This is a genomic window from Kaistella yananensis (assembly GCF_026107505.2).
Taxonomy (GTDB): domain Bacteria; phylum Bacteroidota; class Bacteroidia; order Flavobacteriales; family Weeksellaceae; genus Kaistella; species Kaistella yananensis.
On sequence record NZ_JAPCHZ010000004.1, the window covers coordinates 106,655 to 122,058 of the forward strand.

Below are 15,404 nucleotides of genomic sequence, written 5' to 3' on the forward strand. Positions count from 1 at the left end.
ATACACTTGATGAAAAAATTTCTTCTCTTATTTCTTTTTATGTCGGGTTTCGCATTTTCCCAAATGCCTAATATAGAACAGGTGTGGATGAATAAATCGCAGCCTTACACAGGAGTAATTGGCAACGGGAAACAGGAAATAAAAGTGAAAGTTAATATTTCCGAGCAGAACAAAAAAAATGATCAGGAATATTTTCTTGCAGGATATTCAATGGTTGAAAAGAACTATTCAAAATTTGAAGGTAAACTTAAAATAAACCAATACCGGGACGGTAAAAAGCGCAGCACCGTTTTCGGTGAATATGAATTGGCAGAAGAACCGAAAGGACAGCATTCTGGCATCTTCACCGGTAAATTTATTTACACTTTTATGTGGAATAAAAAGACCCAGAAAATCGACAACCAGTTCATCGAATTCATAGGGAACTGGAAAAGCTACGATGGAACTTTAACTTATAAAACCAACTGGAAAAATTGATTTTTAACTTCGAAAAATTAAACAAATGGCACAGGTAAATGCGTACTTAACCTTCAATGGAAACTGCGAAGAAGCTTTCAATTTTTACAAATCCGTATTCGGCGGAGAATTTCCTTATATGGGGCGTTTCGGAGATATGCCGCCCGCGGATGGTAAAGACGTTCCGGAAGCCGACAAAAATAAAATCATGCACGTAACGCTTCCTATTTCTCAGGAAACCGTGCTTATGGGCAGCGATACCGCCGGCGAATGGGCTTCCCAATTCAATGCGGGCAACAACATTTCCCTCTCCATCAACACCGATTCCAGGGAAGAAGCCGACCGGCTTTTCAGCGGACTTTCCGAAGGTGGAGTAGTCACCATGCCTCTTGCTGAAACCTTTTGGGGCGCTTATTTCGGGATGTGGACCGACAAATTTGGCATCAATTGGATGGTGAATTACGACGACCCGGCAAAGCAACAGCACTAATTTTTTTCGGAGCAAGAAAACTCGTAGCTCTTCCGAAAACCCGTCCCGCTTTCCGCACTCGCTTTTTCGGCGGCTGCGAAGCCGCCGCTGAAAAGAGCTCAAACAATTGCTCCAATCGGGGCTAAAACAGCATTCAGGTGTTTTATCATAGATTTCAAAAATCAGCAGCGATTATAAAAAAATAAAAACCCTTTCAACTGCAAGGGTTTTTATTTTTAGGCCTCTAATTATTCGAAAATCATTAAATATTTACATTTTCCAAAATCACTGCATAGCCTTGTCCGACGCCAACACACATCGTTGCCAACGCATATTTTTTGCCGGTTTTATGCAGTTCCAACGCTGCGGAATAGGTTATTCGTGATCCACTCATTCCCAGTGGATGCCCCAATGCGATAGCGCCACCGTTTACATTCACTCTTGGATCGTCATTCGCAATTCCGAGTTCTTTCAAGCACGCTATACTTTGTGCGGCAAAGGCTTCATTAAGTTCAATAATATCAATTTGATCCAATGTTAAGCCAGCTCTTTTTAAAGCTAATTTTGTTGCGTCAACCGGACCAATTCCCATGATTCTCGGTTCTACACCGACTACAGCAGAACAAACAATTTTCGCCAAGGGTTTTAAACCATAACTTTTCACTGCATCCCCCGAAGCTATGATCATTGTAGCAGCTCCGTCGTTCAGTCCGGAAGCATTTCCTGCCGTTACCGTTCCATTTTCTTTCACGAATGCAGGTTTAAGTTTTCCTAAAATTTCTAAGCTACTGTTCGGTTTGATGAATTCATCTTTGTTTACCAGAATCGGGTCGCCTTTTCTTTGTGGAATTTGGATGTCGGAAATTTCCTCCGCCAATCTCCCGGATTCCTGTGCTTTTGTGGCTTTCATTTGAGAATTCAAGGCAAATTCATCCTGTTCCTTTCTCGTGATTTTATACATTTCAGCGAGGTTTTCAGCGGTTTTTCCCATCGCTTCTACGCCGTATGTTTTTTCCATTTCCGGATTTACAAAACGCCATCCGAAGCTGGAATCGTACATTTTCTGATCGGTTGCGAACCCGCTTTCCGCCTTAGAAATCACAAACGGACCTCTGGACATTCCTTCCACGCCTCCTGCGATGAAGAGATCGCCTTCACCGGATTTTATCGCCCGCATCGCCTGTGCCACCGCACTCATTCCCGAGGCGCAAAGTCGGTTCACCGTTTCTCCCGGGACACTTTCCGGTAGTCCGGCCAAAAGCACCGCCATTCTTGCGATATTTCGGTTATCTTCCCCGGCTTGGTTGGCGCATCCTATGATCACATCATCTATTCTGTCCAAAGGCAATTCCGGATTTTTTGCGATAAGATTTTTAATGACGGAAGCTATTAAATCGTCAGTTCTCACGGCGGCGAGGCTACCTTTAAAGTTTCCGATTGCACTGCGAGTGCCGTCTATAATATATGCTTCTTTACTCATTTCAAGTTCATTTTTTTTATGGGTAAAAAGATACGCTTTTTATTTATTTTTTGATAAACGTTCTCCTGTTTTTGCGGAATTTCAGTATTACCATTTTCCGATTTGCTTTTGGAAAAACTTAATGAAGGACAAAAAAATGATGGTAACCAATATGCCAATGAAGCGGCCGTCCACTGAAGGACTAACAAACCATTCTAGAGGTTCAATTTTACCATCTTCGGACTTTTCAATCAATAAAAATTGTTGAAAACTGAAAATGTAGGAATAGGGAAATTATTTTCTTTAAAAAGATATTAGAATTTTAATGAACAAATTCGAGCAAAGGTATAATGAACCGATCAAAAACCTCGATATGTGGCGAATGACCCACGTTTTCAAGTTCCACCAATTTTGAATTTTTGATTTTCTTTTGGGTTTCTTTGCCTAAATTTTGGTAAAGTCCCATCAAAGGTTGTAATTCTGTCGGTGCATTTGCCTTTCCAATTGCTGTTCTGTCGCGTGTTCCTATGATAAGTAGAGTGGGGGCTTTGATGTTTTCAAAGTCGTAAACCACGGGTTGTGTATACACCATATCGGTCGTAACTGCTGCATTCCAAGCGGTTTTCGCGAAATCCGGATGAATCGTCCACCCTGCGAGCAAATTCAGCCATTTGTCATATTCGGGTTTCCATTTTCCGTCATAGTAAAATTTTAACTGATATTCTTTGTAGGACTGATAGGTGTTTTTCAGCTCGGAAGCGTAGAGTTTATCGATGTTTTGATAAGGTGAAAATTTCCGGTAATCTTCCAGACCTATTGGGTTTTCCAAAATCAGCTTTTCGATGCTGTCGGGATACATTACGGCCATTTTCGTGGCGAGCATTCCACCCATCGAATGTCCTAAAAGAATGAATTTTTCTATTTTTAAATCATCCAGAATAGTTTTCGTATTCTCTGCCAATTGCTGAAAACTGAACTGATACTGCTGGGGTTTCGATGATTTTCCGAAACCGATCTGATCCGGCATAATCACCCTGAAACCTTCTTTTAAAAGGACTTTTGCAGTTTGCTCGAAATAGTATCCGTTAAAATTTTTGCCATGAAGCAAAACGATGGTCTTACCGTTCGGTTTCGCAGGTTTGGCATCCATGAAAGCCATTTTCAAATCCTGTCCCTGTGTTTTCAATATTTTAAAAACAACCGGAAAAGGATATTGCACTGTAGATAGTTCTGAATCCAAAGCCTCAATTTTTGGCTGAATTTGTGCATTGAAAAATGCACTGAAAATCAAGAAAATGGAAGAAAACATGGATGCTAATTTCATTTCGAAAACGTTTTTACAAAATTACAAAATTAAAAAAAGAGTCGCGAACGACCCTTTATTTTATCAGTCTGTTAATAGGATTTCCACCACTGGTCATAGTTTTCATCATCATTCAGATAATCTGTTTTTTCGCCAATATTCGGGGTGAGGATTCTCTTATTTTCGGTATTAAGTTCCATTATTTTTTCAAGCGGTTCCTTCCATGGATGTGTTGCCAGAGCGAATTTCGAGTTGTGGACCGGAATCATTCTTTTGGCATTGAGATCTTCCATCGCCTTGATGTGGTCTCCGGGCATCATGTGGATGTACCGCCAATCTTTGTTGTATTGTCCGTTTTCAAGAATTGCCAAATCAAAACTTCCGTATTTCTCACCAATCTTTTTAAAATGATTATCGTAACCGCTGTCGCCACCGATGTACACTCTTTGGTTTGGTGTTTCAAATACAAAACTTGCCCAAATCGCCTGATCACGCTTTAAACCACGCCCGGAAAAATGCCTTGCCGGTTCTGCAGTAACTTTAAATCCTTCACCTAAATCTGAACTTTCAAACCAGTCGAGTTCAACGATGTTTTTCGGATTGTAGCCCCAATACTCTAGGTGTTCACCGGTACCAAGGCCGGTAATGATCTTTTTGGTTTTCGGAAAAAGCTTAAGAACAGTTTCGTAATCCAAATGATCCCAATGATCGTGAGTGATAATCAAATAGTCCAATTCCGAAAAGTCATCTGTGGTATAAAGGTCTGTTCCCTCAAAAGCCTTTGTTGTAAAAGAGAAGGGCGACGCATTACCGCTGAAAACGGGATCCACGAGGATTTTTTTACCGTCAATTTGTAGGAAATAGGACGAGTGTCCCATCCAGATGAATACATTTTCGTTGGGATCCAAAGATTTCAAATCTGTCTTTTCAAAGTTAAAAGGTCTTTGCGGAATTTTATTGGGAAATTTTCCGAAAAGAAAGCGGAACATTACTTCCGGCATCGAGGTATCTTCTGCCAATTGCGGAGTAGCATTTAAGTTGTCGAAGCGTCCGTTTTTGTAATGAGGAGATTTTAAAATTCTTTCCAGTCGTTCACCGGAAGGAGCTTTACCAAATTTTGCCTGTCCTAAGACAATATAAGCTGTCACCATTACAGCAACCGCCAGCATAAGAATTATAATCATAAGTTTCTTTAGAATCTTCATTTTTATTCGGGTTTCACTGGTTTTAAGTCGAGTAACCAGTATGGAATTTATTTTACAAACGCCTGCAAATGTAAATTAAAATTAAAGGAATGAATAAAATCATGGGAATAATTTTATCTATCATTGAAATAAGTGTTAACTTTAGTACAATCAAAAAAATTAAATATTATGCACGAAAATGTAGTCATTAAACAAAGAGTGAACGCGCCTGTAGAAAAGGTTTGGAACGCTTTGACCGATAAAGCGCAGATGAAGGAATGGTATTTTGATATCCCTGATTTCGAGCTGGGACTTCATAATGAGTTCAATTTTTTTGAACCCGGAGGTGAAAATAAGTATCATCACCATGGTAAGATTCTGGAAGTAATTCCAAATCAGAAATTTAAGCATACCTGGTCTTATCCGGAAATCTCTAAAGAGCAGACGATTGTGAGATGGGAGCTGGAAGAAGATAACGGAGGCACTTTAATTACCCTTACGCATAAAGGTTTGGAGAATTTCAACCATTTGGGTACAGACTTTCAGAAAGAAAGTTTCGAAAACGGCTGGAATGGAATTTTAGGGCAGAGCTTGAAAGAATTTATAGAAAAATAGATTAATATTGATTGAGGGAAACACGCCGAGAGGCGTGTTTTTGTTTTTTTAAACAATGTTTGCAGATGTTTAATTTAAATTTAAAAAAAATGAAAAAAAGCTTTTGGTGTCTTTGATTTTAAAGTCTATCATTGCTGGTTCGCACGCTGCTCCACTTTTTTGTAGGTGTAAGCGCTCATCATAATACTGAATTCATACAGCAGAAGAAGAGGGAACGCTGCCATCAGCATACTCAGTACATCAGCCGGAGTAATAATTGCCGCAACAACCATAATTAAAACAATCGCATGTCGGCGGTAAGTTCGCATGAACTGTGGCGTTAAAATTCCTATTGAAGTCAGGAAATAAACGATCACCGGAAAGAGGAACACAAGCCCCATCCCAAGCACAACCTGCATAAAAAGGGTAGTATAATCACTGAGATCAAATAGCTGAGTGATTGAATCTGAAATCGTAAACAATAACCCGAAATTAATCGCAAAAGGAAGGATGAGGAAATATCCGCATAAAATTCCTACGACAAAAAGAATCCACACAAAATTAATCATGAAAACTGAGTTTTTGCGCTCGTTTGGGTGTAGTGCGGGCGAAATAAATCTCCAAAGTTCCCATATGATATAAGGAAAAGCCGCAACAATTCCACCGAAAATAGAAACCGACATCATTACATTAAACTGCTGGAAAAGTTTCTTCTGCTGCACCGCGAAATGTTCTGGCAGGGTAATACTGTCTTCGCCGATAAGTTCGCGGGAAAAATGATTTACCACTCTAAAGGTAAAGAAGTCGTTGCGTGTAGGCCCGAAAAAAATATGGTCCATGATCCAGTTTACATTCAGTCCCACTACAATGGCGCCTATAATAATGGCAATGATGGAGCGGATCAGGTGTCCTCTCAATTCGCCGATGTGTCCCCAGAATGACATTTCTTTTCCCTCACTCATTTTAAAAATTCAAGATTTAAAATTCAAGATTGCGAAATTACTGAATTATTGCGTAAAACGGGAAACCGGGCGAAAACTATTTCGCCTTAAAATCTCAGTATTTCTGTGGATGCGATGCACCAAATTTTCCTGGATTTTAGTTAATTCCTTCATCCAGTAGTCGGTGGATGTCAATAATTCCGTGGTATTTGCCCTGTTCGGTCACAATGAGCTGGCCGATATTTTTGTCTTTCAGAATCTGCATGGCTTCTTTGGCCAGTGCATTTTTATCAATACTTTTTGGATGAGCGCTCATGATATCTTTTGCGATAATTTTAGAAAGATCCTGTTCGCTGAGCAGCATTCTGCGAAGATCGCCATCGGTAATCACGCCAGTAATTTTTTCGTTATCTGTTACTACCGTAATTCCGTGCGAAGAACCGCTAACCGAAATAATAATCTCCCGGATATTGGCATTTTCAGAAACCTGCGGCTTTTGAGAGGAAAGAAACTGCTCTACCTTTGCCGTAAGGTTTTTGCCTAAACTGCCCCCCGGATGGAATTTTGCAAAATCATTTTCTTTAAAGCCGTTCAGTTCCATAAGGCAAACTGCCAAAGCGTCGCCCAAAGCCATTTGTACTGTTGTGGAACTGGTTGGCGCTAGTTTTATCGGGCAGGCTTCTTTTTCTACCGAAGAATTTAAAATAACATCCGAAAACTCGGCCAGTTTCGAGTTCATATTTCCCGTCATTCCTATTAATGCGGAAGAATAGTCTTTCAGAAAGGGAAGTAGGTTTACAATTTCCGGCGAATTTCCCGAATTGGAAATGCAAAGCACCACATCAGTTTTCTGAATAACGCCCAAATCTCCGTGAATCGCTTCAGAAGCATGAAGAAACTGTGATGGAGTTCCGGTAGAATTCAGCGTTGCGACGATTTTGTTGCCTACATGGGCAGATTTTCCGATCCCGACGATAATGAGTTTTCCCGCCGCCGAGTTGATGAGTTCTGTCGCTTTAAGAAAGTTTTCATCCAGGCGGTTTTTCAGATTTTCAAGTTCTTTAATTTCAATGGAAATTGCATTTTTCGCTATTTGTAGAATTTCAGGATGATTCATCGGTGCTGATTTGAAAAAAGGAAATTTTTAATCCTATTAATATACGGAAATATTTTATTTTTCTGATGCTCAAAATTAAAGGTGTATTTTTTAATTTTGATTTTTATTTTCTAACTTTGGGTAAAATGCAAATTTAGTAAAGAATTTAAGACAGACTGCCAGAGATAAAGAATTTTCAAACAATAAAATAAAGTTCTTTCTTTAGCGATACAATGAATAATAAAAGATGAAAACAAAAAACGCCGATTTATCAAAAGAACTCAAAAAATATTTCGGCTTCTCAACATTTAAAGGTCAGCAGGAAGCGATTATAAAAAATTTACTCGACGGGAAAGATATCTTTGTACTTATGCCTACAGGGGGCGGAAAATCGTTGTGTTACCAGTTGCCGGCGCTTATTTCCGAAGGAACTGCCATTGTGGTTTCGCCATTAATTGCGCTGATGAAAAACCAGGTAGATGCTGTTAACGGGCTTTCTTCCGATCTTGGCGTTGCCCATGTTTTGAATTCTTCCCTCAATAAAACCCAGACCAAACAGGTTTTCGATGATATCAAAGCCGGACGCACCAAGCTGCTATATGTTGCCCCGGAATCACTGATTAAGGAAGAGTATCTGGATTTTCTGCGGGATGTGAAAATCTCTTTTGTAGCCATTGATGAAGCGCACTGTATTTCGGAATGGGGACACGATTTCCGCCCGGAATACAGAAACCTGAAGCTTATTATCGATAAAATTGCAGATGTTCCGGTGATTGCTTTAACTGCAACCGCAACGCCAAAAGTTCAGGATGACATCCAGAAAACGCTGGGAATGACGAATGCGTTGGTTTTTAAAGAAAGCTTTAACCGTCCGAACCTCTTTTACGAAGTTCGCCCGAAAGTTAATATCGACAAAGAAATTGTAAAATTCATCAATCAGCATAAAGGAAAATCGGGCATTGTTTACTGTCTCAGCAGGCGGAAAGTTGAAGAGTTTGCGCAACTGCTGCAGGTGAACGGAATCAATGCGCTGCCGTATCACGCAGGTCTTGACCAAAAAACCCGTGTTGCAAACCAGGATAAATTCCTGATGGAAGAATGTGATGTAATTGTCGCTACCATTGCTTTCGGAATGGGAATCGATAAGCCGGATGTAAGGTTTGTGATTCATTACGATATTCCAAAATCTCTCGAAAGTTATTATCAGGAAACCGGAAGAGCCGGAAGAGATGGTGGAGAAGGTTACTGTCTCGCATTTTATGATCCAAAAGACATCGAGAAACTTGAAAAATTTCTTGCACAGAAACCCGTTTCTGAGCGCGAAATTGGCCTTCAGCTCCTGAATGAAGTGGTGGGTTATGCTGAAACTTCCATGAGCCGCCGCCAATATATTCTTTATTATTTCGGGGAACAGTTCGATCCAATAAACGGCGCTGGCGCACAAATGTGCGATAATTCTGTAAATCCACCTACGCTGAAAGATGCGACCAAAGAACTAAATCAGGTATTGAAACTGGTAAAAGATCTCGAAGAGAAATTCAAGACTAAAGATTTGATTTCGGTTATTGTCGGGAAAGAAAATTCGGTTACAAAATCTTATAAACTTGAAACGAGCAAGTATTTCGGTTTCGGAAAAAATGAAGCTGAAAATTTCTGGAAATCGATTATTCGCCAGGCAACCGTACAGGATTATCTTCAGAAAGATATCGAAACGTACGGTGTGCTGAAAGTAACAGAAAAAGGCAGAAAAGTTATCGACGGAAAAGATAAAACTGCATTTCTCATCGCTGAAGACCGCGAATACGATCTTGCCCAAACCAAAGCAGATTCGCAGCAGGTTCAGGTGCAGCAAAACAGCGGTTTAGACGAAAATCTTTTTGTTCAGCTGAAAGAATTGCGTAAGTCGGTAGCCAAAAAACATGGCATTCCGCCTTACACAGTTTTCATGGATCCGAGTTTAGAGGATATGACCGTGCAGTATCCTGTCACCGTCGAAGAAATCGGGAAAACTTACGGAGTTGGTGAAGGGAAAGCGAAGAAGTACGGAAAAGAATTTGCAGATTTTATTAAAAAATATGTTGAAGAAAACGGTATAGAGCGAACCCAGGATATGGTCATCAAACAGGTGGCCAATAAATCCAGTCACAAGGTTTTCATTATCCAGAGTACCGATAAAAAGATTGATCTGGAGGATATCGCCAAGGCAAAAAATCTTTCGATGGAAGATTTACTTAAGGAAATGGAGCAAATTGTTTATCAGGGAACCAAGCTGAATATCGATTATTATATTGATGAAAATTTCGATGAAGACATTGTAGATGAATTCATGGATTTTATGCGCGGTTCCGACAGTGACAGCATGAAAGTTCTTTTGGCCGAATTTGGTGATGATTTAAGTGATGAAGAAGTACGCATGTTAAGGATTAAATTCATCAGCGATGTTGCGAATTAACAGTTAAATTGCTTTAGATTGACCTCGGTTTCCAGAAAAAAGACGATCATCTTCATCCTTCCCGACCTCGAAACCGGCGGAGCTGAAAGAATTGTTACCACCATTGCCAATCATCTTCCCCGGGAATTTTTTGTGCCAAAAATAATGCTTTTGAGAAAAGAAGGCGGTTATCTCGATATCCTGAAAAACGATGTGGAGGTCATCGACCTGGAAACACCACGCATCCGACACTCTTTAAAACCTATCCTGCTCGAAATCAAGAAAAGAAAACCCGATATCGTATTCTGCGGTTTTGGCGAAATCAACGCCTATCTTTCATTATTTATTCCGCTTTTTCCGAAAACGAAATTCATTGCCAGAGAAACCAATGTTGTTTCCCAGCATGTAAAGCGTAAGGAAATTCGGTTTTTCTACAGATTTTACAGCAATTATCACAGGATTATTTGCCAGAGCGACGACATGGCGAATGATCTTATCGATAATTTTAAATTAAAACCTCATAAGATCATTAAAATCAACAATCCTGTCGATTTCGGTTTTATTGAAAAACAGTTGGAACTTTCGGTACGGCCGCAAAGTTTCAAATCTGATTTTAAAAATGTCGTTGCTATCGGAAATTTATCTTCCAGAAAGGGTTTTGATAATCTTTTAAAAGTTTTCTCGCATTTAAAAAACGAAAAAATTCTGCTGCATATTCTCGGAGATGGCAGAGACAAGGTTTTGCTGCATCAGAAAAAGGAGGAATTTGGCTTGGAAAACGTAATTTTTCACGGTCAGCAGAAAAACCCTTATCAGTTCCTGAAATTCGCGGATTTATTTGTACTCTCATCACGTTATGAAGGATTTCCGAATGTACTTCTGGAAGCCGGAGCATGTGGAATTTATTCACTCGCCAATAATTGTCCGGGTGGCATTAACGAAATTATTCAGCCTCAAGTTAACGGTGAAATATTCACCATCGAAAACCATGAAGCGTTTGCCGAAAAGATGATCCAGATTTTAAAGGAACAGCATCCAAGTGAGTTAATTCGTGATTCGGTCCGTTCTCGTTTTTCAAAAGATAAAATTCTTAGCCATTACGAAAAAATTTTCAATAACTTATGATCTTAATCATAAGTTAATTTTAAAAATTTGTAAACTTTTCACCTATTATAAATATTTTTAATATTGAATGTCAGTATTTTAAATAATTTAATTTGTAAACTTTTTTTTATTTAGATTATCTTCTGTAAATTTATTTCGAAAATAATAATATTTATGGAGGCTGAAAAAATTACTAAGAAACAAAAGGTTTATTCTTATAAAGATGCGTATGAAAGTACGTTACAATACTTCGAAGGCGATGATCTCGCAGCAAAAGTCTGGGTAAGTAAATATGCGCTGAAAGATTCAGATGGCAATATTTACGAAAGAACACCGGATGATATGCATCACAGAATCGCCTCGGAAATCTCCAGAATTGAAGCCAAATATCCAAACCCGCTTTCTGAACAGGAAATTTTCAGTCTCATTAAAAATTTCAAATATATTATTCCGCAGGGAAGCCCGATGACGGGAATTGGGAACGATTTTCAAATCGCTTCACTTTCCAACTGTTTCGTCATCGGCAGCGGTACCGACAGTGATTCCTACGGAAGCATTATGAAAATTGACGAAGAGCAGGTGCAGCTGATGAAAAGACGCGGCGGCGTTGGTCATGATTTGTCACACATTCGCCCGAAAGGTTCTCCCGTGAAAAATTCTGCGCTCACTTCAACCGGTTTGGTGCCGTTTATGGAAAGGTATTCCAATTCTACGCGTGAAGTGGCTCAGGATGGCAGAAGAGGAGCGCTCATGCTTTCTGTTTCTGTAAATCACCCCGATTCTGAAGATTTCGTAAATGCCAAACTTGAGCAGGGAAAAATCACCGGCGCCAATATTTCGGTACGTATTGATGATGAATTTATGCAAGCCGTGGTAGGGAAGGAAGATTACGTTCAGAAATATCCGATTCACAGCAAAAATCCTAAAGTCAGCAAAGTAATTAAAGCGACCGATCTTTGGAATAAAATCATTCACAATGCATGGAAATCCGCGGAACCGGGCGTGCTTTTCTGGGATACCATTATTAAAGAATCCTTGCCTGACTGTTATGCAGATTTAGGTTACGAAACGGTTTCTACCAATCCTTGCGGCGAAATTCCACTGTGTCCGTATGATTCCTGCAGACTTTTGGCGGTGAATTTATTATCTTACGTTGAAAATCCTTTTACCAAAAAGGCGAAATTCAATTTTGAGCTTTTCAAAGAACATGTAGGGTTTGCCCAAAGAATGATGGATGATATCATCGACCTTGAAATTGAAAAAATCGATGCGATTATTCATAAGATAGACTCAGATCCTGAAAGCAATGAAATTAAAGCCACTGAAAAAAATCTTTGGATCAAGATCCGCAAAAAAACCATTGAAGGCCGCAGAACAGGAGTGGGAATTACCGCCGAAGGCGATATGTTGGCCGCTTTGAATATTCAGTACGGAAGCAAAGAAGGTAACGAATTTTCTACTTTGGTTCATAAAACTTTAGCACTTGCAGCTTACCGCTCGTCTGTTGAAATGGCGAAGGAAAGAGGTGCTTTCGCGATTTACGATGCGAAAAGAGAAGAGAAAAATCCGTTCATTTTAAGACTGAAGGAGGCAGATCCCCAACTTTATGGAGATTTAAAGAAATACGGAAGAAGAAATATTGCATTACTTACAATTGCGCCTACAGGCAGTACGTCACTGATGTCACAAACCACCTCTGGTATTGAGCCTGTGTTTCTTCCGGTTTACAAGCGAAGAAGAAAAGTGAATCCCAATGACAAAGATGTACGGGTAGATTTTGTAGATGAGGTTGGAGATTCCTGGGAAGAATATCTTGTTTTTCATCACCGTTTTAGACAGTGGATGGAAATTAACGGAATCGATACCGATAAAAAATACACTCAGGAAGAAATTAATAAAATCATCGAAGTTTCGCCTTATTACAAAGCCACTTCCAATGATGTGGACTGGCTGAGTAAGGTTGAAATGCAGGGCGCCATCCAGAAATGGGTAGATCATTCGATTTCTGTAACGATTAATGTTCCGAATGATGCGACTGAAGAACTGGTGAATCAGTTGTACATCAAAGCCTGGGAAGTAGGCTGTAAAGGAGTTACCGTGTATCGTGACGGCTCGCGTTCCGGAGTTTTGATTTCGAATGACGAGAAAAAAGAAGAAAAAACTGAAATCCTGCAACCTGCTTTTCCAACAAAAAGACCGCACGTGCTGGAAGCTGATGTGGTACGTTTCCAGAATAATAAAGACAAATGGATTGCCTTTGTTGGTCTCATAGACAAAAAACCTTATGAAATTTTCACCGGTTTAGCAGACGATGAAGAAGGAATTGCCCTTCCGCGCTGGGTAAACGAAGGACTGATTATTAAAAACCGCGATGCAGACGGCAAATCCCGTTACGATTTTCAGTTTACCAATTTGCGTGGCTATAAAACCACAATTGAAGGGCTTTCACATAAATTTAATCCTGAGTTCTGGAATTACGCTAAATTGATTTCAGGGACATTAAGACATGGAATGCCGATTGAAAATGTGGTGGAACTGATTAACCGTCTCGAACTCGATTCCGAATCCATCAACAACTGGAAAGCCGGTGTTGCACGGGCCTTGAAACGCTATATCGCCGACGGAACTGAAGCTTCGGGCAAATGTTCGAACTGCGGATCGGATCAGGTGGTGTATCAGGAAGGCTGCCTGATTTGTAAGAATTGTGGAAGCTCGAAGTGTGGATAATTTAACGATGAATTTGATTAACATTTTTTCGTTTTAAAACTCGTTAAATCTGAAGTCGATTTTCAGAATTTCCGTGCCGCGAATGCACAAAAAATCCGTAAATTTGTGCACCTTTAATTTTTAATCAATCAAATAAAAATAAAAATGAGTCAATTCGATGTTACCGTTATCGGTTCCGGTCCTGGTGGTTATGTTGCGGCAATCCGTTGCGCACAGTTAGGTTTGAAAACTGCAATTATAGAGAAATATCCTACCATGGGCGGTACATGTCTGAATGTTGGATGTATCCCTTCAAAAGCTTTGCTCGACAGTTCTGAACATTTCGAAAACGCAAAACATAATTTCGCCAACCACGGCATTATCATCGACGAGCCAAAAGCAGATTTGGCAAGAATGATTGCCAGAAAAAACGAAGTGGTAGATCAAACTACCAAAGGAATTCAGTTCCTAATGGAGAAAAATAAAATTACCGTTTTCGAAGGTGTTGGAAGTTTCGAATCTTCAACCCAGGTAAAAGTAACCAAAAACGACGGTTCATCGGAGATCATCGACTCTAAATATATCATCATCGCGACAGGTTCCAAACCAAGTTCGCTGCCTTTCATTACTTTAGATAAGGAAAGAGTCATTACTTCTACCGAAGCTTTAGAACTTAAAGAAATTCCGAAACATCTTGTCGTAATCGGTGGCGGTGTAATCGGTTTGGAATTAGGTTCTGTTTACAAAAGATTAGGTTCTGAAGTTACCGTTGTTGAATTTATGGATAAAATCATCCCAACAATGGACGGTGCTTTATCGAAAGAACTCAACAAAGTTTTAAGAAAACAGGGCATGAAATTCATGCTTTCTACCGCGGTTCAGGCTGTCGAAAGAAACGGCGACACCGTAAAAGTTACCGCAAAAGATAAAAAAGGCGAAGAAGTAGTTGTTGAAGGTGATTATGTTTTGGTTTCCGTAGGTAGAAAGCCTTACACGGACGGACTTGCCATAGAAAAAGCAGGTGTCGATCTGGATGAAAGAGGAAGAGTAAAAACCAATGAACATTTGCAAACCAATGTTTCCAATATCTACGCAATCGGTGATGTAGTTGCCGGAGCTATGTTGGCACACAAAGCTTCTGAAGAAGGAGTTTTGGTTGCGGAACAGCTTGCGGGACAAAAACCACACATCAATTACAATCTAATTCCAGGTGTTGTTTATACTTGGCCGGAAGTTGCTGCAGTGGGTAAAACAGAAGAGCAATTGAAAGCAGAAGGCGTTGCCATAAAAGTAGGAAATTTCCCCATGAGAGCTTTGGGAAGAAGCCGTGCTTCCGGTGATGTGGATGGTTTCATCAAGATCATTGCAGACGAAAAAACTGATGAGGTTTTAGGCGTGCACATGATTGGTGCGAGAGCTGCCGATATGATTGCCGCTGCGGTAACCGCGATGGAATTCCGCGCAAGTGCTGAAGATATCGCAAGAATGTCGCATGCACACCCAACTTTTGCAGAAGCGATTAAAGAAGCAGCTTTGGATGCAACCGGAAAAATTGCACTTCATATGTAAAGAGAAGAATCTAAATTGTAGATATTTTAAAGAGAAGTTTCGGCTTCTCTTTTTTTTGTGATTAATCTTACCATTACGAGGGATTCGTAAAT

The 15,404-nt window shown here is 39.9% G+C and carries 12 protein-coding genes; 7 read left to right on the plus strand and 5 right to left on the minus strand.

Features of this window, described 5'->3' with window-relative positions:
- Positions 1–9 precede the first annotated feature (9 nt).
- Both OK344_RS07500 and OK344_RS07505 read left to right on the plus strand, forming a co-directional pair.
- On the plus strand, positions 10–477 hold the full coding sequence (locus OK344_RS07500; RefSeq protein ID WP_265144215.1) for a hypothetical protein: 468 nt from the start codon (positions 10–12) through the stop codon (positions 475–477).
- A 25-nt stretch (positions 478–502) separates the two neighbouring features.
- Complete coding sequence (locus OK344_RS07505; RefSeq protein WP_088469410.1) at positions 503–946, plus strand: VOC family protein; 444 nt, start codon at positions 503–505, stop codon at positions 944–946.
- Between the two features lie 241 nt (positions 947–1,187).
- Here the strand turns inward: OK344_RS07505 and pcaF are convergent, their stop codons facing one another.
- From pcaF to OK344_RS07520, 3 genes are all read right to left on the minus strand, one after another.
- Positions 1,188–2,405: a 3-oxoadipyl-CoA thiolase gene (gene pcaF, locus OK344_RS07510; RefSeq protein WP_265144216.1), complete on the minus strand. Its 1,218-nt coding sequence runs from the start codon at positions 2,403–2,405 to the stop codon at positions 1,188–1,190.
- 301 nt (positions 2,406–2,706) lie between these two features.
- Entirely contained in the window at positions 2,707–3,708 is a 1,002-nt protein-coding gene (locus OK344_RS07515; RefSeq protein ID WP_265144217.1) for an alpha/beta fold hydrolase, read from the minus strand.
- 71 nt (positions 3,709–3,779) lie between these two features.
- Entirely contained in the window at positions 3,780–4,871 is a 1,092-nt protein-coding gene (locus OK344_RS07520; protein WP_265144218.1) for an MBL fold metallo-hydrolase, read from the minus strand.
- A gap of 189 nt (positions 4,872–5,060) precedes the next feature.
- Between OK344_RS07520 and OK344_RS07525 the strand changes: the two genes are divergently transcribed.
- Complete coding sequence (locus OK344_RS07525; RefSeq protein ID WP_265144219.1) at positions 5,061–5,486, plus strand: SRPBCC family protein; 426 nt, start codon at positions 5,061–5,063, stop codon at positions 5,484–5,486.
- A gap of 128 nt (positions 5,487–5,614) precedes the next feature.
- Here the strand turns inward: OK344_RS07525 and tatC are convergent, their stop codons facing one another.
- On the minus strand, positions 5,615–6,427 hold the full coding sequence (tatC, locus tag OK344_RS07530; RefSeq protein ID WP_265144220.1) for a twin-arginine translocase subunit TatC: 813 nt from the start codon (positions 6,425–6,427) through the stop codon (positions 5,615–5,617).
- Positions 6,428–6,563: 136 nt separating this feature from the next.
- Positions 6,564–7,523: a KpsF/GutQ family sugar-phosphate isomerase gene (locus OK344_RS07535; protein ID WP_088469403.1), complete on the minus strand. Its 960-nt coding sequence runs from the start codon at positions 7,521–7,523 to the stop codon at positions 6,564–6,566.
- A gap of 226 nt (positions 7,524–7,749) precedes the next feature.
- Here OK344_RS07535 and recQ point away from each other — a divergent pair, with 226 nt between their 5' ends.
- From recQ to lpdA, 4 genes are all read left to right on the plus strand, one after another.
- Positions 7,750–9,954, plus strand: a complete 2,205-nt coding sequence (recQ, locus tag OK344_RS07540) for a DNA helicase RecQ (protein WP_265144221.1) — start codon at positions 7,750–7,752, stop codon at positions 9,952–9,954.
- An 18-nt stretch (positions 9,955–9,972) separates the two neighbouring features.
- Complete coding sequence (locus OK344_RS07545; RefSeq protein ID WP_265144222.1) at positions 9,973–11,058, plus strand: glycosyltransferase; 1,086 nt, start codon at positions 9,973–9,975, stop codon at positions 11,056–11,058.
- A 153-nt stretch (positions 11,059–11,211) separates the two neighbouring features.
- Complete coding sequence (locus OK344_RS07550; protein WP_265144223.1) at positions 11,212–13,764, plus strand: adenosylcobalamin-dependent ribonucleoside-diphosphate reductase; 2,553 nt, start codon at positions 11,212–11,214, stop codon at positions 13,762–13,764.
- A 144-nt stretch (positions 13,765–13,908) separates the two neighbouring features.
- Entirely contained in the window at positions 13,909–15,312 is a 1,404-nt protein-coding gene (gene lpdA / locus OK344_RS07555) for a dihydrolipoyl dehydrogenase (RefSeq protein WP_265144224.1), read from the plus strand.
- Positions 15,313–15,404 lie beyond the last annotated feature (92 nt).

Excerpts from the sequence above, each read along its gene's own strand:
- OK344_RS07520 (WP_265144218.1), bottom strand. The coding sequence starts at position 4,871 with ATGATTATAATTCTTATGCTGGCGGTTGCTGTAATGGTGACAGCTTAT.
- OK344_RS07535 (WP_088469403.1), bottom strand. The coding sequence starts at position 7,523 with ATGAATCATCCTGAAATTCTACAAATAGCGAAAAATGCAATTTCCATT.
- OK344_RS07550 (WP_265144223.1), top strand. The coding sequence starts at position 11,212 with ATGGAGGCTGAAAAAATTACTAAGAAACAAAAGGTTTATTCTTATAAA.
- OK344_RS07515 (WP_265144217.1), bottom strand. The coding sequence starts at position 3,708 with ATGAAATTAGCATCCATGTTTTCTTCCATTTTCTTGATTTTCAGTGCA.
- pcaF (WP_265144216.1), bottom strand. The coding sequence starts at position 2,405 with ATGAGTAAAGAAGCATATATTATAGACGGCACTCGCAGTGCAATCGGA.
- tatC (WP_265144220.1), bottom strand. The coding sequence starts at position 6,427 with ATGAGTGAGGGAAAAGAAATGTCATTCTGGGGACACATCGGCGAATTG.
- OK344_RS07505 (WP_088469410.1), top strand. The coding sequence starts at position 503 with ATGGCACAGGTAAATGCGTACTTAACCTTCAATGGAAACTGCGAAGAA.
- OK344_RS07500 (WP_265144215.1), top strand. The coding sequence starts at position 10 with ATGAAAAAATTTCTTCTCTTATTTCTTTTTATGTCGGGTTTCGCATTT.
- OK344_RS07525 (WP_265144219.1), top strand. The coding sequence starts at position 5,061 with ATGCACGAAAATGTAGTCATTAAACAAAGAGTGAACGCGCCTGTAGAA.
- recQ (WP_265144221.1), top strand. The coding sequence starts at position 7,750 with ATGAAAACAAAAAACGCCGATTTATCAAAAGAACTCAAAAAATATTTC.
- lpdA (WP_265144224.1), top strand. The coding sequence starts at position 13,909 with ATGAGTCAATTCGATGTTACCGTTATCGGTTCCGGTCCTGGTGGTTAT.